General features: G+C 71.7%; 15 protein-coding genes and 1 tRNA gene. 7 read left to right on the top strand and 9 right to left on the bottom strand.

Features of this window, described 5'->3' with window-relative positions:
• The first annotated feature begins 20 nt into the window (after positions 1 to 20).
• Genes ACIBN2_RS14765 through ACIBN2_RS14750 form a run of 4 tightly spaced genes read left to right on the top strand, consistent with a single transcriptional unit; the run spans position 21 to position 3688 of the window.
• Entirely contained in the window at positions 21 to 668 is a 648-nt protein-coding gene (locus tag ACIBN2_RS14765; RefSeq protein ID WP_399134724.1) for an ABC transporter permease, read from the top strand.
• Complete coding sequence (locus tag ACIBN2_RS14760) at positions 661 to 1911, top strand: betaine/proline/choline family ABC transporter ATP-binding protein (protein WP_399134723.1); 1251 nt, start codon at positions 661 to 663, stop codon at positions 1909 to 1911. The genes ACIBN2_RS14765 and ACIBN2_RS14760 overlap by 8 nt, the downstream gene beginning before the upstream one ends.
• Positions 1908 to 2726 (top strand): ABC transporter permease, encoded by an 819-nt coding sequence (locus ACIBN2_RS14755; RefSeq protein ID WP_399134721.1) that lies wholly within the window; start codon positions 1908 to 1910, stop codon positions 2724 to 2726. Before ACIBN2_RS14760 ends, ACIBN2_RS14755 begins: the two co-directional genes overlap by 4 nt.
• On the top strand, positions 2723 to 3688 hold the full coding sequence (locus ACIBN2_RS14750; protein ID WP_399134720.1) for a glycine betaine ABC transporter substrate-binding protein: 966 nt from the start codon (positions 2723 to 2725) through the stop codon (positions 3686 to 3688). Before ACIBN2_RS14755 ends, ACIBN2_RS14750 begins: the two co-directional genes overlap by 4 nt.
• A gap of 33 nt (positions 3689 to 3721) precedes the next feature.
• Here the strand turns inward: ACIBN2_RS14750 and ACIBN2_RS14745 are convergent, their stop codons facing one another.
• The 3 genes from ACIBN2_RS14745 to ACIBN2_RS14735 all read right to left on the bottom strand — a co-directional run bounded on the left by ACIBN2_RS14745 (position 3722) and on the right by ACIBN2_RS14735 (position 7458).
• A complete protein-coding gene (locus ACIBN2_RS14745; RefSeq protein WP_399134719.1) occupies positions 3722 to 4513 on the bottom strand; it encodes a PDZ domain-containing protein in 792 nt (263 codons plus the stop codon).
• 170 nt (positions 4514 to 4683) lie between these two features.
• Complete coding sequence (locus tag ACIBN2_RS14740; protein WP_399134718.1) at positions 4684 to 5325, bottom strand: IclR family transcriptional regulator; 642 nt, start codon at positions 5323 to 5325, stop codon at positions 4684 to 4686.
• Between the two features lie 330 nt (positions 5326 to 5655).
• Positions 5656 to 7458, bottom strand: coding sequence for a DEAD/DEAH box helicase (locus tag ACIBN2_RS14735; protein ID WP_399134717.1), 1803 nt, complete (start codon positions 7456 to 7458; stop codon positions 5656 to 5658).
• Positions 7459 to 7774: 316 nt separating this feature from the next.
• Between ACIBN2_RS14735 and ACIBN2_RS14730 the strand changes: the two genes are divergently transcribed.
• A tRNA-Cys gene (locus ACIBN2_RS14730) sits at positions 7775 to 7846 on the top strand.
• A gap of 6 nt (positions 7847 to 7852) precedes the next feature.
• Here the strand turns inward: ACIBN2_RS14730 and ACIBN2_RS14725 are convergent.
• Positions 7853 to 9619, bottom strand: coding sequence for a trypsin-like serine protease (locus tag ACIBN2_RS14725; protein ID WP_399135243.1), 1767 nt, complete (start codon positions 9617 to 9619; stop codon positions 7853 to 7855).
• Between the two features lie 316 nt (positions 9620 to 9935).
• Between ACIBN2_RS14725 and ACIBN2_RS14720 the strand changes: the two genes are divergently transcribed.
• Together ACIBN2_RS14720 and ACIBN2_RS14715 are read left to right on the top strand one after the other, a co-directional pair.
• Positions 9936 to 10427, top strand: a complete 492-nt coding sequence (locus tag ACIBN2_RS14720) for a DUF2975 domain-containing protein (protein WP_399135241.1) — start codon at positions 9936 to 9938, stop codon at positions 10425 to 10427.
• A complete protein-coding gene (locus ACIBN2_RS14715) occupies positions 10427 to 10648 on the top strand; it encodes a helix-turn-helix domain-containing protein (protein WP_399134716.1) in 222 nt (73 codons plus the stop codon). The genes ACIBN2_RS14720 and ACIBN2_RS14715 overlap by 1 nt, the downstream gene beginning before the upstream one ends.
• 39 nt (positions 10649 to 10687) lie before the next feature.
• Here the strand turns inward: ACIBN2_RS14715 and ACIBN2_RS14710 are convergent, their stop codons facing one another.
• From ACIBN2_RS14710 to ACIBN2_RS14690, 5 genes are all read right to left on the bottom strand, one after another.
• On the bottom strand, positions 10688 to 11863 hold the full coding sequence (locus tag ACIBN2_RS14710; protein WP_399134715.1) for an SUKH-4 family immunity protein: 1176 nt from the start codon (positions 11861 to 11863) through the stop codon (positions 10688 to 10690).
• A gap of 202 nt (positions 11864 to 12065) precedes the next feature.
• Positions 12066 to 12206 carry a hypothetical protein gene (locus ACIBN2_RS14705; RefSeq protein ID WP_393866181.1) on the bottom strand — a complete coding sequence of 47 codons (141 nt, stop codon included), beginning with the start codon at positions 12204 to 12206 and terminating at the stop codon, positions 12066 to 12068.
• Complete coding sequence (locus tag ACIBN2_RS14700; RefSeq protein WP_399134714.1) at positions 12203 to 14512, bottom strand: xanthine dehydrogenase family protein molybdopterin-binding subunit; 2310 nt, start codon at positions 14510 to 14512, stop codon at positions 12203 to 12205. The genes ACIBN2_RS14705 and ACIBN2_RS14700 overlap by 4 nt, the downstream gene beginning before the upstream one ends.
• Positions 14509 to 16275: a 2Fe-2S iron-sulfur cluster-binding protein gene (locus tag ACIBN2_RS14695; protein ID WP_399134713.1), complete on the bottom strand. Its 1767-nt coding sequence runs from the start codon at positions 16273 to 16275 to the stop codon at positions 14509 to 14511. The genes ACIBN2_RS14700 and ACIBN2_RS14695 overlap by 4 nt, the downstream gene beginning before the upstream one ends.
• Complete coding sequence (locus ACIBN2_RS14690) at positions 16272 to 17165, bottom strand: FAD binding domain-containing protein (RefSeq protein WP_399134712.1); 894 nt, start codon at positions 17163 to 17165, stop codon at positions 16272 to 16274. The genes ACIBN2_RS14695 and ACIBN2_RS14690 overlap by 4 nt, the downstream gene beginning before the upstream one ends.
• Between the last annotated feature and the right edge of the window lie 109 nt (positions 17166 to 17274).

Here is a 17274-nt window from a genome sequence, read left to right as displayed (position 1 = left end):
CGACCCTGGGGTGAGCGCACGTGAGCTTCTGGGAGTATCTGAGCAGCCGTCACCAGCAGCTGCTCACGGACGCCTACCAGCACGCCAGCGCCGTCTTCCAGTGCATGGTCGTGGCGACCCTGATCGGCGTACTGATCGGGATCGTCAGCTACCGCACCGAGTGGGCCGCGAGCCTCGCGACCATGACCACCTCGACCATCCTGACCATCCCCTCGCTCGCCATGATCGGTCTGCTCATCCCGCTCGTGGGCCTGGGCGTGGCGCCCACGGTCATCGCGCTGACCCTGTACGGGCTGCTGCCCATCGTGCGCAACGCGATCGTCGGACTGCGCGGGGTCGACCCCTCCCTGGTGGACGCGGCGCGCGGCATCGGCATGTCACGGCTGCTGCGGCTGGTGCGCATCGAGCTGCCGCTGGCCTGGCCGCCGATCCTGACCGGCATCCGGATCGCCACACAGATGCTGATGGGCATCGCCGCGATCGCCGCCTTCGCCTCCGGCCCCGGCCTCGGCAACGAGATCTTCCGCGGCATCGGCTCGCTGGGCAGCAAGAACGCCCTCAACCAGGTCCTCGCGGGCACGCTGGGGATCGTCATCCTTGCGCTGCTGTTCGACGCCGCGTACGTCCTGCTCGGACGGCTGACCATTTCCAGGGGGATCCGTGCCTGACACCTCCGCCGGCCAGGCGGCCACCGGCGCGACCATCGAGCTCGACAACCTCTCCAAGCAGTACCCGGGCAACCCCGCGCCCGCCGTCGACAACGTCTCCATGGAGATCAAGGCGGGCGAGATCGTCATCCTGGTCGGCCCGTCCGGCTGCGGGAAGTCCACCACGCTGAAGATGATCAACCGGCTGATCGAGCCGACCGGCGGCCGCATCCGCATCGGCGGCGAGGACGTCACCGACATGGACCCGGTGAAGCTGCGCCGCAAGATCGGGTACGCCATCCAGTCGGCCGGTCTCTTCCCGCACATGACCGTCGCCCAGAACATCGCCCTCGTACCGAAGATGGTCGGCTGGCCGAAGGCCCGCATCAAGGCGCGGGTCGAGGAGCTGCTGGACCTGGTCGGCCTCGACCCGGCCGAGTTCCACGGGCGCTATCCGCGCCAGCTGTCGGGTGGTCAGCAGCAACGCGTGGGCGTGGCAAGGGCGCTGTCCGCCGATCCGCCGGTACTGCTGATGGACGAGCCGTTCGGCGCGGTCGACCCGATCACCCGCGACCACCTCCAGGACGAGCTGATCCGGCTCCAGCACGAACTGCACAAGACGATCGTGTTCGTCACGCACGACTTCGACGAGGCGATCAAGCTCGGCGACCGGATCGCCGTCCTGCGCGAGCGCTCGCACATCGCGCAGTTCGACACCCCGGAGGCGATCCTCACCAACCCGGCCGACGACTTCGTGTCCGGGTTCGTGGGCGCGGGGGCCGCGCTGAAGCGGCTGAACCTCACCCGCGTACGGGACGTCGAGATCACCGACTACCCGACCGTCACCCTCGACGACCCGCTCCAGGAGATCTTCAACCGGCTCCGCGGCAGCGGCACCAACGAGATCCTGCTGCTCGACAAGCGCCGCCGCCCCTACAAATGGCTCAGACGCGGCGACCTCATGCGCGCCCGCGGCTCGCTCGCGCGGGCCGGCACGCTGGTCAGCAACACGGTGAGCCGCGACGCGACCCTGCGCGACGCGCTGGAGGCGGTGCTGACCGACAACGCCGGGCGCGTCGCGGTCACCGGGCGGCGCGGCGCCTACGAGGGCGTCGTCGACATGGAGACCCTGATCAACTCCGTGCACGAGCTGCTGGAGGCCGACCGGCTCGAGGCGCTGGAGCACCAGCACGACCTGCAGGAGACGCGCTCCGCCCAGACGCACGCCGAGCAGGAGGGCCCCGGAGGGGTGGTGAAGGCGTGACCACCCCCGAGCTGGACGAACCGGAGGCGCGGGAGGAGACCGGCACGGCCGCGCCGCCTCCCCCGAGTCGCCCGAAGGCGCGCATCACCTGGCAGAAGCTGACCTTCCTGCCCAGTGTGATCGTCCTCCTCCTGCTCGCCACCTGGCTGTGGTTCCGCCAGGCCGACCTCGACCCCATCTCCGAGAACGCCCTGTCGAACGGCCAGGTCTCCAAGGCCCTGTGGCAGTCCGTCGAGCTGACCGTGATCTCCACCTTCTTCGTGCTGATCATCGCGATCCCGCTGGGCATCCTGCTCACCCGCAAGGCCTTCCGGAAGGCGACCCCGCTCGCCATGACGATCGCCAACATGGGCCAGGCGACCCCGGCGCTCGGCCTGCTGGCGCTGCTGGTGATCTGGCTCGGCACCGGCACGAAGGCGTCCCTGATCGGCATCATCGTCTACGCGATCCTGCCCGTGCTGTCGAACACCATCACCGGCCTCAAGGCCAACGACCCGTCGCTGCTGGAGGCGGCCCGCGGCATCGGCATGTCCTCGCTCGACGTGCTGAACAGGGTCGAACTCCCGCTGGCCGTCCCGCTGATCCTCGCCGGCGTCCGTACGGCCCTGGTCCTGAACGTCGGCACCTCGACCCTGGCCACCTTCGGCGGGGGCGGCGGCCTCGGCGTGCTGATCAGCACCGGTATCACCACCCAGCGGATGCCGGTGCTGATGCTGGGCTCGATCCTCACGATCGTCCTGGCGCTCCTGGTCGACTGGCTGGCCTCGCTGGCCGAACTCCTGCTGCGGCCACGCGGGTTGGAGGTCGAGGTATGAGACGGGCCACGGGCCTGCTGCTGGCCGGCGTGCTGGTGGCCGCGTCCGGCTGCGGACTGCAGAGCGGCTCCCCCATGGCCGACTCCGTGCAGCCCGGCACCGTCGGCGGGGGCGAGCCCCTCAAGGGCGCCCATCTGACCGTCACCTCCAAGGAGTTCACCGAGCAGCTGATCCTCGGCGCGATCATGGGCATCGCCTTCCAGGCGGCCGGCGCCGACGTCCTCGACCGCACCGGCATCCAGGGGTCCATCGGCTCCCGGGAGGCGGTCAAGTCCGGTGATGCGGACGCCGCTTACGAATACACCGGCACGGCCTGGATCACCTACCTCGGCAACAGCAAGCCGATCACCGACCCGCAGAAACAGTGGGAGGCCGTCCGTGACGCCGACCGGAAGAACGGCGTGACCTGGCTGCCGCCCTCCACACTCGACAACACCTATGCGCTGGCCATGAACCAGGCCAACTACAAGAAGTACGGCACGAAGACGCTGTCCGACGTGGCGGCGCTGGCCAAGAAGGACCCCGGCGCCGTGACCCTCTGCGTGGAGGGCGAGTTCGCCAACCGGGCGGACGGGCTGCCGGGCATGGAGAAGGCGTACGGGATGAGCATCCCGGTCAAGAACATCACCCAGATGGACACCGGAATCATCTACACCCAGGTGGCGAAGGGGAAGTGCACCTACGGCGAGGTGTTCACCACCGACGGGCGCATCAAGTCGATGAACCTCGTGGTGATGGCGGACGACAAGAGCTTCTTCCCCAACTACAACGTCGCACCGGTGATCAACACGAAGGCGCTGCAGAAGTGGCCGGCGATCGCCGAGGTCCTCGACCCCATCACGAAGAAGCTCAACAACAACGTGGCGCAGACGCTGAACGCGAAGGTCGACGTCGACGGGCAGGACCCGCACCAGGTGGCACTGGACTGGATGAAGCAGGAGGGACTGGTGAAGTCCGGCTGAGTCGGCCGGAGGGAACGGTCAAGTCCTGCTGAGTCAGCAGGAGGGAACGGGGCCCTTTCCGGTCTCCAGCGAGACCAGGGCCTTCACCGCGCCGTCCAGCGTCTTCACCGGGACCAGGCGCAGCCCCTTCGGCAGCTCGGACTTGGCGTCGGAGCACTCGGCCCTCGGCACCAGGAACACGGTCGCCCCGTCCCGGCGCGCGGCCTGCGTCTTCAGCGCCACGCCGCCGACGGCGCCGACCGTCCCGCTGTCGCTGATGGTGCCCGTACCGGCGATGGTGCGGCCGCCCGTGAGGTCACCGCCGCTGCCGTTGCCGTCGAGCTTGTCGATGATGCCGAGCGTGAACAGCAGCCCCGCGCTCGGACCGCCGACGTCCGCCAGCTTCAGCGTGACCTTGATCTTGTTGTCGCTGAGGTGCAGATAGTCCAGCGCGGCCTGGGTCGCCGCGTCCTGCGACTCTTTCATCTGCGCGCGGTTGTGCTCCTCGATCTGCTGGGTGGAGTCACCGCTCGGATAGACCGAGTCGCGCGGCAGCACGGTCCGGTCCGTGGCGAACCAGGCGCTGACCACGTCCTCCAGCGACACATGGGTGTCCGGACCGGTGGCCTCGATCGTCGTCATCCGCAGCTCCCCGCTGGTCGCCCGGGTCTTGGCACCCGAGATCGTGATCACCGGAGTGCCCTGGTTCTCTCCGAGCACATTCGCCGTCAAACCGGGCTGCGCCAGCGAGAACGGCAGCGGCGCGAACACCGCCGTGGCGATCAGAGCCACGACGGGAAGCGCGTATACGGCGAGGGCCTGGGGGCGTGTGAGGCGTGAGAGCACGGGATCAATCTAACGTGGCGGCGACATCCGGCCAGGTGCCGGTCGGCTCACGTACAGTCTCGCCGCCGCGCGGCGGTTTCGCTGCACCGCCGGACCCGCCAGTTCCCCCAGGAGCGCGGGGAACTGCGCGGCCGGTCGCGGGTGGCCCGTCGGCAGGAACCTGCAGGAACCTAGCGGAGTGCTTCCGCGACTTCCTTCGCGGCGTCGACCACCCGTGGTCCGACCCGCTCGGGCACCGCGTCGGCCAGCATCACCACACCGACGCTGCCCTCGACCCCCGTGACCCCCAGGAGCGGCGCGGCCGCCCCGCTGGCTCCCGCCTCCAGCTCCCCGTGCGTCAGTGTGTAGCCCGGCTCCGCCACCGGCCTGGCGCGCGCGGCGAGAATGGCCTTGCCCGCGGCGCCCCGGTCGAGTGGATGCCGGAACCCGGCCCGATAGGCCACGTGGTAGTCGGTCCAGGTCGGCTCGACGACGGCCACGGCCAACGCGTCCGCCCCGTCGACGAGCGTGAGGTGCGCGGTCGCCCCTATGTCCTCGGCCAGCGACCGGAGCGCCGGCAGCGCGGCCTCCCGTACCAGCGGATGTACCTGCCGGCCCAGTCGCAGTACGCCGAGTCCCACCCGGGCACGGCCGCCCAAGTCCCGTCGTACAAGGGCATGTTGTTCGAGCGTGGCCAGCAACCGGTACACCACGGTCCGGTTCACGCCAAGTCGATGGGAAAGCTCGGTGACGGTCAGCCCGTGGTCGGTATCGGCCAGCAGCTTGAGGACACGCAGTCCTCGGTCGAGCGTCTGAGAGGTCTCCGCGGTCACGACGCCCACTCCTCCAAGTGGTGAGGTCGGCGGACCTCCGCGCGGCAGTGCGTCACCGAGTCCCGTCAGTGACGCGCACAGAGGCCGCCGATCGGCCGGCGGCCCGGCCTGTACCGAGCCGCGTCGCTTCACGGCTGCGCTCCGCGGCGGCTCTGCCACGGGGCGTTTGCGTAGCGGGACAGTAGCGAAGGGAGTTCGCTCAGCGGAAGGCTCCGTCCAGAATCCGGGCACCGGTAAGGACGGACTACGTCCGTATGTCGTGATTCGTACGGGGCGCAACAAGCGGCTGCACCAGCATCCTGCGCCCCCCCTGACCAGGCGTGCGCCGGGTCAGCGCATCCGCGTGGCCCACTCCTGCACCTTGGCGATCCGCTGCTTCAGCTGCCCCGCCGTGGCCTCGGCGCTCGGCGGTCCGCCGCAGGTGCGCCGCAGCTCGGTGTGGATGACCCCGTGCGGCTTGCCGCTCTGGTGGACGTACGCACTCACCATCGTGTTGAGCTGCTTGCGGAGCTCCATCATCTCCTTGTGCGAGACGACCGGCCGGCGCTCGGCGGGCATCTCCAGCAGATCGGCCTCGGAGTCCGGCTTCTTGCGGCTGTGCGCGATCTGCCGCGCCTGCCGCTTCTGGAGGAGCAGCTGCACCTGGTCGGGCTCCAGCAGCCCGGGAATCCCGAGGTAGTCCTGCTCCTCCTCGCTCCCCGGGTGGGCCTGCATGCCGAACTCGGCGCCGTCGTAGAGCACCCGGTCGAAGACCGCCTCGGACTCCAGCGCCTCGAAGGCGAACTGCTCCTGCTCGCCGGTGTCCTCGTCCTGTTCCTTGTTCGCCTCCTCCATCTCCTGCTCGGATTCGGCGTACGGGTCCTCCTCGCCCTCCTTCTTGGGCTTGTCGAGGGCGTGGTCGCGCTCGACCTCCATCTCGTTGGCGAAGGTGAGGAGGTCGGGGACGGTGGGGAGGAAGACGGAGGCGGTCTCGCCGCGGCGCCTGGACCGTACGAAGCGGCCGACGGCCTGGGCGAAGAAGAGGGGCGTGGAGATGGTGGTGGCGTAGACCCCGACGGCGAGGCGGGGCACGTCGACGCCTTCCGAGACCATCCGGACGGCGACCATCCACCGGTCGTCGCTGCCGCTGAAGTCGTCGATCCGCTTGGACGCGCCGGCGTCGTCGGACAGGACGAGGGTCGCCTTGCTGCCGGTGATCTCGCGGATGAGCTTGGCGTAGGCGCGGGCGGAGTCCTGGTCGGAGGCGATGACGAGGGCGCCGGCGTCCGGGATGCCCTTGCGGACCTCGGTGAGCCGCTGGTCGGCGGCGCGCAGCACGCTCGGCATCCACTCGCCGCGCGGGTCCAGGGCCGTACGCCATGCCTGGCTGATCGCGTCCTTCGTCATGGGCTCGCCGAGCCGCGCGGCGATCTCGTCGCCCGCCTTCGTCCGCCAGCGCATGTTGCCGCTGTAGGAGAGGAAGATGACGGGGCGCACGACGCCGTCGGTCAGCGCGCTGCCGTAGCCGTACGTGTAGTCGGCGGCGGAGCGGCGGATCCCGTCGTTGCCCTCCTCGTACACCACGAAGGGGATGGGGTTGGTGTCGGAACGGAACGGCGTACCGGTGAGCGCGAGGCGCCGCGTGGCGGGCTCGAAGGCTTCGAGGCATGCCTCGCCCCAGGACTTGCTGTCACCGGCGTGGTGGATCTCGTCGAGGATGACGAGGGTCTTGCGCTGCTCCACGCGGTTGCGGTGCAGCATGGGCCGCACGCCGACACCGGCGTAGGTGACGGCGACGCCGTGGTAGTCCTTGCCGAGGGGCCCGGCGCTGTACTCCGGGTCGAGCTTGATCCCTATCCGCGCCGCCGCTTCCGCCCACTGCTTCTTCAGATGCTCGGTCGGCGCGACCACGGTCACCTGCTGCACGACATGGTGGTGCAGCAGCCAGGAGGCGAGGGTCAGCGCGAAGGTCGTCTTCCCGGCGCCGGGGGTCGCGACCGCGAGGAAGTCGCGCGGCTGCTCCTGGATGTACTTCTCCATCGCCCCCTGCTGCCAGGCACGCAGCTTGCTGGCGGTGCCCCAGGGGGCGCGGCCGGGGAAGGCGGGAGAGAGGTGGTGGGAGTGCGAGGCAGAGCTGGCGGCGGTGGTAGTCACGGTCTCCGGGGATATGGGGTCGGGCGGCTCGTTGTGACGAGAGGGTCTCTCGGCTACGGGGTCTTGGCTACGGGGTCTCGGCTACGTATGACAACCGGGCCACCCTACCGGCGGCCCCCCACCACCCACGCCCGGACGGGGCCGGGTCGGACTGGGGTGCGACTTACTTCACACCGCGCCGTACCGGCCGCCCCCTTTCATGAACGGCGTATGGCAGTCCCGTTGCGGCCCCCGCGATTCCCTTGAGCACCCTTCCCGGCCCGCCGTACGGTCGTCCCACCGAGCCCGGAGCGCATCACAACGCTCCGGTTCACCCGGCCGTGTGCCCGAGTGGTTCAGGGACTCGTCTGCAAAGCGAGTTACGCGGGTTCGATTCCCGCCACGGCCTCCGTTCTCAGCCCCAGATGTCGTAGTACTGGAAGCCGTTGCCGACCGAGAGGCGTGCGGCGAAGATGCCGGTGGTCGCCTGGGCGGTGCCCTTGTAGAGGTAGAGCGTGCCGGCGGGGGTGCGGGCCAGGAAGTCGGCGATGCCGTCGCCGCTGATGTCGCCCACCGCGTCGAAGGCGTTGTAGCCGGTCCAGGCGCTGCGCACCTTGATCCGGGAGGAGAAGGCCTCGGAGCCGGTCTTGCCGGTGCCCTTGTACAGGTACAGGTCGCCGGTGCTGGACTGGCGGGCCAGCAGGTCGGCCTTGCCGTCGCCGGTGAAGTCGCCGTGGCCGCGCACGGAGTTGTACTGGTTCCAGCCGGTGCGGACCGAGTAGCGGGTGCCGAAGGTGCCGTTGCCCTTGCCCGGGTAGACCCAGAGCGTGCCGCCGGAGTCCACCGACAGGAGATCGGGCAGGTAGTCGCCGTTGACGTCGCCCGGCGCGATGATCCGGGTGCGGGTCTTCCAGCCGGTGGCGATCTTCGTGTCGGTCCAGGAGCCGCCCGTGCGGGCGCTGTTGAGGACGAAGTGCTCCCAGTACACGTCACCGGTGGAACTCACCCGGTAGAGCAGGTCCTGGAGGCCGTCCCGGTTGAGGTCCGTCTGGACGACCGTGTTGACGCCGCCCCAGTTGCCCCAGGAGGCGCGGGCCCCGAAGGAGCTGCCGCCGGAGTCCTTCTCGTAGCCGGTCGCCGTGGAGTGCTCCCGGACGAAGATGTCGGCCCTGCCGTCGGCCTTCTTGTTGAAGGTGCTCAGGTTGGTGTCGTCGATCTGGGCGTAGGCGGAGCCGACGTAGGTGCTCATCCTGGTGAAGACGCTGTACTTGTCCTTCGCCGCGCAGTCGCCGTAGTAGCCCCAGGAGGCCACGCCGGCGATCCTGCCGCCCACCACGAGCGGGCCGCCGAAGTCGCCGTCGCACACCGCGCTGGTTCCGGTGTCGCTCCCGCTCTGGGTGCCCGCGCAGACCATCTTCCCCGCGACGAACGCGGTGTCGTAGGTGGCGGAGCAGGTGCTGTCGGACCGCAGGGTCAGTGAAGCCGTCCGCAGCGTCTGGGAGATGTCCTGGCCGGTGGAGCTGGTACGGCCCCAGCCGTAGACCTTGGCGCTGGTGCCGGCGGCGTACGAGGCGGTGTCGCCGGAGGTGACCATGCGGATCGGCGTGGCCTTGACCGGGACCGCCAGAGTGAGCACGCCGAGGTCGTCCCCGTCCCTGCCCGACTCCTTGTCCACCGGGTCGTACCCCGGCTGCCACCACTGGCGCAGCACGGCCGTGGCCTGACCGCCGTGCAGGTCCGTGGTGCCGGCGGCGTCGGTGGTGGGCAGCTGGTCGGTGCCGGTGACGACGGCGCCGTAGGACTGCCAGTCGTAGTTCCTGTTCTCGTTCCTGACGCAGCGGGCGGCGGTCAGGATCTTCGTCGGCGCCACCACCGCGCCGCCGCAGAGGAAGCTCACGTCGTCGCCGGTGTCGGTGGTGCCTCTGTCGTCGTGGTACCAGAGCTGAGCCATCCAGGGGGCTGTGCCGATGGTGGTCGTGGTGCCGCCGATGATCTTCGGATCCACGCCCGACGTGCTCGTACCGGAGCTCAGCGCCGACTTCTCGGTCGTCCCGCCCGCGACGGCGTCGCCGGCCAGGGCACCCGCCACGCGTTTCTCCAGAGTGGGGAGCGAGGGCGAGCCGATGACCGGCTTGACCGCCGGCGTCGGCAAGGCGGTGGCCGCACCGGCGGAGGAGGTCATCACCGCGGCGGCGACGGCCGCGGCGACGCCGGCGGCGGCCAGGGGCAGAGCGATGCGTATCCGGCGTCTGTGACGGCCGCCGGACGGGGTCGTGGTCACGAGGGTCCCCCCAGAGGAAACATGAGACGGAAGGGACACGAGGGGCGTCCCTTCCGTGTCAGCGCCGAAAGCCCGATCTTCGTCACCGCTCATTCACCAGGCATTTTCGGAGTGGTCACAGCGGGGTGGACCCCCGAAGGGGCTCAGTGATGTCGACCCTTGCTCGATCTATCGAGATTCGATAGATTCCCATCGTAACTCGATGGGATGGTGGGTCATGGGGAAGCTGGCCGTGCGTGCGCTGCGCGCCGTGCTCGTGGTGGTGCTCGCCGGCACCGTGTTCGTGCAGGCGGGGATGGTCTGGGCGCTGGCCGGCGGGAAGGACCAGGAGGACGGGTCGCTGCCGCTGACCTCGCTGCGCGTGATCACGATCCTGGGGATGGTCTGCGCCCAGGCCGCCCTCGTCTGCGTCTGGCGGCTGGTGACGATGGTGCGGCGCGGAACCGTGTTCTCCCACGAATCCTTCCGCTACGTGAACGGGGTCATCGGTGCGATCGTGGGGGCCGCCCTCGTCTGGTTCGCGGTCACGGCCGTCAATGCGCCGGGCCAGCGGGACGATCCGGGCGTCACCGTCATCATGGCCGGGATCGGCGTGGCCATCCTGGGGGTCGCGCTCATCGTGCTCGTGCTGCGGATGCTGCTCGCCCAGGCCGTCGCGCGCGACGTCGAAGCGGCGCGGATGCAGGCCGAGTTGGACGAGGTGATCTGATGCCGATCGCCGTCGACATCGACGTGATGCTGGCCAAGCGGAAGATGTCCGTGGGCGAGCTCGCGGACCGCGTGGGGATCACGCCGGCCAACCTGGCGGTCCTCAAGAACGGCCGCGCCAAGGCGGTGCGCTTCGCCACGCTCGCCGCCCTCTGCGAGGTTCTCGAGTGCCAGCCGGGCGACCTGCTGCGCTGGGAGGCCGACGGCGCCGCAGCGGGATGACCTGCCCCGGGGCGCGGCCGGGGTGCCGCGCCGCTCCCGTCACAGCACCCCGCACCCCTCGTCCAGGAACGCCCTCGTCCAGTAGTGGTGGGCCGGGGGCGTCGTCGTGGTGGCCGGGTCGATCGTCGACAGGGTGTGGATCATCGTGAGGGCCAGCTGGTCGTGGGCGTCGGTGGTCAGTTCGCCCGACAGGGTCGCGTCCATGGCCTTCTCGCGGTGGAGGAGCCAGAGGGTGAAGGCCAGCGTGGAGACGTCCGTGTTCAGCGGGTACAGGGCGGCTTCGGGCTCGCTCCAGTTGAGGACCTCGCCCGTGTCGCCGTCGACGACCAGGCTGTTGCCCACGACGAGGTGGCCGAGGCGGATCAAGTGCGCGGCCCTGCGCGGCAGCCGGGTGGGGTCGAAGCCCTCGGGGCCCTGGTAGGCGTAGTGCTCGGCCAGCGTCGGCAGGGGCACGTCCGTGTCGAGGTGGAGAAGGGTGTCGTCCTCCGGCAGTCCCGTCTCGCGCAGGAAGCGGCGGGTCGGCTCGTGCGTGAGCGTCGAGGGGAAGTCGACGTCCTCGAAGCGCCACATCCTGCCGGGGCCGAACTCCTGGTCCAGCAGGCGGGAGGGGAGGTCCAGGGCGAGCCCGGGGGCGGCGCCCGGGCCCGCCACCAGGGCGAGGGGGCGGATCAGGGCCGCCGCCTTCCAGAACGGCGGGACCTCGCCGCCCGTGCCCTCCTCGAACACCGCCAGCAGGTGGCGTGAGGCCTCCGCCGCCGCCTTCGGGCCGTAACGGCCGGCGTAGGAGGCGAACTGGCCCCGCAGTCCCGCCAGTTCGTCCGCCGCCGTCGCGAACCGCACCAGCGTGGTGAGGGACGGCGCGAGGGGGCGGCGGTCCATCAGGTCGGGGCGGTCGTACAGGAAGTACGTCGTCGTCACCGCGCCCGTCGCGCCGTCCAGCAGCACCGACTCCCCCGCGGTGCCCCGCGGATCGAGCAGGGCGCCTATGACCAGTTGGTCCCGCAGCTCCGCAGTCAGGCGTCCGCCGGTGTCACCCGTGGAGTCCCCGACCGTCCGCAGGCCCTGCCTGCACAGCTCCTCGAAGGTGAACAGGCGGCTGTCGCCCGGCAGTCCGGGCCCCGTCAGCCGGCGTCGCGTCGGCGTGTGCGTGACGTACGGATCGAGCTGGTCCTCGCTCAGGGTGATCGCCGCCATGGCGGCACCGGTCGTGCTCATTGCGTCCCCCGCGTGTGCTTGCCCACAGTCCCCGTGCGGGTCACGGCCGGGCGCGCGTCGTGACGCCGTACGGCCCGGGCAGCCGTTCCCCACTGCCCAGAACACTACGCCTCGCCACTGACAACGCCCTCTGATCACGGGACGCTCGGGACACCCTCGTCCGTTCCCTGTCGGCAAGGATCACCGGCACCGGCGAAGAGCCCTAGGTGAAGTACACGCCACCCAGCACGACAGCCAGCGCCGCCACCATGAACACCAGGACCCAGACCAGCAACTTGCCGACGCTGGGCGGAGGTTCGTAGCGAGGTTCCTCGGAGCCGGGTCCGGGTTCCGGGTTGGTCATCGATCCGTCACCACCGCTGCCTGGGGCCTTATCGGGAGGCGGTTCACCGGACGTCCCGTGGCGGCACGCACCGCGGAGGCGATCGCCGCCGGGGAGGTGACCACCGGCACGGCGCTGACCGCCTTGGCGCCGAAGGGGGCGACCACGTCGCGCTCCTCGACGAGCTTGACGATCCGGACGTCCGGGGCGTCCAGGGCGGTCGGGAGGGCGTAACCGGTGAGGTCCGGGTGACGGATCAGCCCGCGCGCGGTGCGCAGGTTCTCCGTCAGCGCGATGCCCACGCCCTGGGTGACGCCGGCCTCGATACGGGCGGCCAGCTGGGCGGGGTTGAGCACCCGGCCGACGTCCTGCGCGAGCGCCAGCTCCACGACCCGTACCGAGCCGAGTTCGATGTCCACGTCCACCACCGCGCGGATCGCGCAGAAGGCCATGCCCACGAACGCGTCGCCCTGGCCGGCCTCGTTCAGCGGCTCCGTCGGGTGGGGCCGGCACTGGGCGGTGGCCCACAGCTCCTTGCCGTCCATCGCCTCGGTGACGGTGGTCGACAGGACGCCGTCGTACGACGTGATCTTGCCGTCGGTGATCTGCAGCAGCTCCGTCGACATGCCGAACTTGTGGGCGAGAGGCTGCAGGAGCTGCGTGCGGACCATCTTCGCCGCGCGCTCCACCGCCCCGCCCGACACCCAGGTGTGGCGGCCGCGGCAGCCCGCGCCGGCCGGGGGCTGGTCGGTGTCGACGGGCGCGACGTGCACCTCATCGATGCCGAGGGTCTCCTGGACGATCTGGCGGGCCAGCGTGGTGAATCCCTGGCCGGTCTCGACGGCCGCGCAGAGCACGGTCGCCACGCCGTCCTGGACCTTGACCGTCGCCGTGGACACCTCGTCGGCGCCCTCCGTGCCCAGCATGTGCACCATGCCCAGGCCGTAGCCCACGCCCCGTCGCACGGCGCCCGGCTCACCCGCGCCCTCGGGGCCGCCCGGCAGCAGCCACTCGTCCTCGGGGGTGTCCTTGGGCAGCTCCGGCAGCGGGAAGTCCCGTACCGCCTGGAGGAGTTCGGCGACCGGCGCCGGGCAGGTCACCGTCTGTCCCGTCGGCAGGACGTCCCCGGTGGCCATGGCGTTGCGCAGGCGCAGTTCCGCCGGATCGATGCCCAGCTTCTTCGCGAGCTTGTCCATCTGCGCCTCGTAGGCGGCGCAGACCTGCATCGCGCCCTCGCCGCGCACATGGCCGGAGGGCGGGTTGTTGGTGCGTACGGCCCAGCCCTCGATGAAGGCGTTCGGGACGACGTAGGGACCGCAGGCGAAGGCCACGGCGGCGGCCAGGGCCTCGGCGGAGGTGTCGGCGTAGGCGCCCGCGTCGAGCAGGATCTGCGCCTCGACCTTCACCAGTCTGCCCTCGGCGTCGGCGTGGTGGCGGTAGCGCAGGAGCGTCGGGTGCCGGTGGGTGTGGCCGAGGAAGGACTCTTCGCGCGTCGCGGTGAGCTTCACCGGGCAGCCCGTCCTGAGTGCCAGCAGGCCGAGCGGGAGCTGGAAGCCCTGGTCCTCGCGGTCGGCGGTCGCGCCGGGCACACCGGTGACGACAATCTTGACGCGCTCGGGCTCGAGGCCGAAGCAGGCGGCGGCGGTGTCGCGGTCGGCGTGCGGGTCGGTGGAGGCCAGGTACAGCTCGACGCCGCCGTCGGGGCGGGGCACGGCGAGGCCGGCCTCGGCGCCGATGGGGGCCGGGTCCTGGCGGCCGATGCGGTACTGGCCCTCGACGACGATGTCGCCGGCCGCGTCCGGGTCGCCGTGGCGCAGCGGGATGTGCCGGATCAGGTTGCCGTCGGGGTGCAGCGGCTCGGCCTCGAAGGCCCGCTCGGGATCGATCACCGGGTCGAGCACTTCGTACTCGACGATGACGGCCGCGGCGGCCATGCGCGCGGTGTCGGGGTGGTCGGCGGCGACGGCGGCGATGGGCTCGCCGTGGTGGCGCACGACCTCGGAGGCGAACACGGGCCGGTCGGCGCTGCCGCGGCCGTAGCGTGCGTCGCCCGGCACGTCCTCGTGCGTGACGACGGCCCGTACGCCGGGCATCTCGCGCGCGTGGGTGGTGTCGATGGAGACGATGCGCGCGTGCGGGTGCGGGGAGCGCAGGACGGCGGCCCACAGCAGGCCCTCGGCCCACAGGTCGGCCGCGTACGGGAACGTGCCCTCGGTCTTGGCGCGCGTGTCCGCGGCCGGCAGGGAGACGCCGAGGCCGTGCGGCAGCGGCTCGGGGGCGGGTACCGGCTCCGCCGCGGTCGTCGCGGTCGCGGCTTCGTTGCTCACGCCTGGCCTCCGTCCTGGCCGTACGGCTGGTCGTGCGGTCCCGGCGCCGCCGGGGCACCGGGTGACTCGAACGCCGACGGGTTGACGCCGCCGGCTCCCGGGCCCGCCTGGTGGGGGATACGCGCCTCGTCGCCGTCGTGTTCGGAAGCGTCGCCCCCGGAGTGCGCCTCGCGTTCGGCGACGACCTCCTGGACGGCGTCCACGACGCCCCGGTAGCCGGAGCAGCGGCACAGGTTGCCGCACAGCGCCTGGCGGGTCTCCAGCCGGGTGGGTGCCGGGTTGCCCTCCAGCAGGTCGTGCACGGTCATCGCGATGCCGGGCACGCAGAAGCCGCACTGCACCGCGCCGCACCGGGCGAGCGCCCGCTGCACGTCGGACGGCTGCCCGTCGACGGCGAGTCCTTCGACCGTACGGACCTCGCTGCCGGCGGCGGTCACGGCGGGCACCAGGCAGGAGGCCACGAGCCGCCCGTCGACCTGCACGTTGCACGCCCCGCACTCGCCCTGCGAGCAGCCGTCCTTGGCGCCCGCGAGACCCAGGCGCTCTCGCAGCACGTACAGCAGCGACTCGCCGATCCAGGCGTCCGAGACGGGGCGCTCCACGCCGTTGACGCGCAGCACGTAGGAGGCGAGCGGGTGCTCCTCGCCGGGGAACGGCGGCGGTGAGTCGCCCTCGGCGTCCTGGCCGTCGGCGGACCGCGGGCCGGCCGAAGTCCCGGCGGACTCGGGCGCGTTGGGGGCGGCGGTTCCGGAGGCGGCGTCCGCCGCGGGCTCCGCGCGCCGCTCCACGGCCTCCTCAGGCGCCTCCGCGGGCCCCTCCGCCCCAGCGGCCCCACCGGGCCCGTGCGGGTCCTGTGCGGCCGCTACGTCGGCTTCGGCGGGCGTCTCGGCATAGGGGCCGTCGGCGGGCGCGTCCGCGTAGGGATCGCCGGTGTGCGGCCGCGCGTGGTCCTCGGCCTGGGAACGTGACGGGTCGGCGGTGTGTGACCGCGCGCGGTCCGCCTCGTGTACGGCCGGGTCGGGCTCCGCGGGCGGGCGGGCGGCGGGGCCGGGGCGCTGTGCCGCGTGCTCGTCGGGGCGGCCGCCGGGGTGCGCCGCGGGGCGCTCGTACGGGTGGCCCGCGCCGGTGGGGTTCTCGGCGGGCGCGTGCGCCTGCCCGGATTCCTCACCGGGCGCCACCTGCTCCTCGGCCTGCGGCTGCCCCCACTGCTGTCCCGCGCCGTCCGTCGCCCAGGGGGCGGCGGCGCCGCCCGGAAGCGTGGCGGGCGGCGTGCCGCCCCACTGCTGGACCAGGGACGAAGTGGTGAACTCGCCCGATTCGTCCGGAAGATCACCCCCGGCTACGGGGATCGACCACTGCCCGGTCACGTCGTGTCCGGGGGCGGACGCGGACTCGGCGCCCGTGCCCTCCCCGAAGTTCCACTGCTGGGTGGCCGCGGGGTTGTACGTGAACCGGTCGTCCGCCCCGTCCTGCGGCACGGCGTTCGGGTCGGGCCACCGGGCGCCGTCGGCGGGCGCGCCCCAGGCGCCGCCGGCGTTCGGGTCGGCCTCCGCGGCCGACTCCGGATCGGGCGTTATCTGCGGCGGTACGTAGCCGTGGCCGCGCGCGGCGAGCGGGCTGTCCTCGGCGGCCAGCAGGGCCTCGATGCCGCCCTCCGGGAGTTTCACGAAGGCGGTGGCGCCGTCGTCGTAGTCACCCTGGGGCAGCGGGTCCCAGCGTCCACCGCTGCGGGGCGTGCCCTCTCCGTGCTGGTCGTCGGTCACGACAGCGCCCTCCCCAGTGCTCGTCGGGCCAGCGCGGCGACGGTGCGCCGCAGGTGCAGTACGGCGGGCGGAAGCGGCTGCACGGTGCCGTCCGCCTCGGGGACGGGGTCGGGGATGCAGGCCGCGGCGACGTACTCCCCGAAGGCGTGCAACGCGTCCGGGACGATCGTGCGGCCGTTGTCCCAGTCGATGAGCCGGGCCACCCACTGCTCGGCGTCCAGGGGCCGCAGCGGCATCGGCGCTATGGCGCCCACGGCGCACCGCACTCCGCGCCGGGCGGGGTCGAGGACGAGCGCGATGGAGGCGACCGCGCGCCCGGGCCCGGTCCTGCCGGTCGCCTTCAGGAAGACCTGCGGCGCGTGCAGCAGCGGCACGCGCACGTACCCGATGAGTTCGCCGCCGCGCAGCATGTCCACGCCGGCCAGCAGGTGCGACACCGGGATCTCCCGGCGGGCTCCGCGCGGGCCCGCGATGATCAGTGTCGCCTCCAGGGCGGCCAGCACCGGCAGGGCGTCCCCGGTGGGGGCCGCCGAGGCGATGTTGCCGCCCAGGGTGCCCGCGTTGCGGATCTGCGGCGGGCCCGCGGCGCGTGCCGCGGCGGCGAGCGCCGGGATCAGCGCGGCGAAGTCGGGGCGGCCCATGCGGGCGTGCGTGAGCCCGGCGCCCAGCAGTGCGTGGCCGTCCTGGTACTGCCAGCCGCGGATCTCGCTGATCCTGCCGAGGCCGACCAGTGCGGACGGCCGGAGCTGCCCGGAGTTCACAGCGGCCATGAGGTCGGTACCGCCGGCCACCGGTACGGCGGTGGGCACGGCCGTGAGCGCCGCCACGGCCTCGTCCAGCGTCGTGGGCAGCGTGACGGCCTGCGCCGCCTGCGGTGCGTGTGTGGTCAAACCGGCTGCCCCTTCCCGCTGCCCCACCTGGTCCCACCTGTGTTGCCGTACGGTACGTGCTGACAGGGCGGACGTGGCAACTCTGGCACATCTTCGCAAGGGCCGAAGA

Origin of the sequence: Streptomyces sp. NPDC050534 (assembly GCF_044457745.1) — a bacterium.
Lineage (GTDB): Bacteria > Actinomycetota > Actinomycetes > Streptomycetales > Streptomycetaceae > Streptomyces.
The sequence above is the reverse complement of the archived record's forward strand: the minus strand, read 5'-3'. Positions and strand labels throughout refer to the sequence as shown.

What these genes read in the sequence shown, in the direction of transcription:
- ACIBN2_RS14715 (WP_399134716.1), top strand. Translation starts at nt 10,427, where the DNA reads ATGCCGATCGCCGTCGACATCGACGTGATGCTGGCCAAGCGGAAGATG.
- ACIBN2_RS14725 (WP_399135243.1), bottom strand. Translation starts at nt 9,619, where the DNA reads ATGACCTCCTCCGCCGGTGCGGCCACCGCCTTGCCGACGCCGGCGGTC.
- ACIBN2_RS14710 (WP_399134715.1), bottom strand. Translation starts at nt 11,863, where the DNA reads ATGAGCACGACCGGTGCCGCCATGGCGGCGATCACCCTGAGCGAGGAC.
- ACIBN2_RS14750 (WP_399134720.1), top strand. Translation starts at nt 2,723, where the DNA reads ATGAGACGGGCCACGGGCCTGCTGCTGGCCGGCGTGCTGGTGGCCGCG.
- ACIBN2_RS14705 (WP_393866181.1), bottom strand. Translation starts at nt 12,206, where the DNA reads ATGACCAACCCGGAACCCGGACCCGGCTCCGAGGAACCTCGCTACGAA.
- ACIBN2_RS14720 (WP_399135241.1), top strand. Translation starts at nt 9,936, where the DNA reads ATGGGGAAGCTGGCCGTGCGTGCGCTGCGCGCCGTGCTCGTGGTGGTG.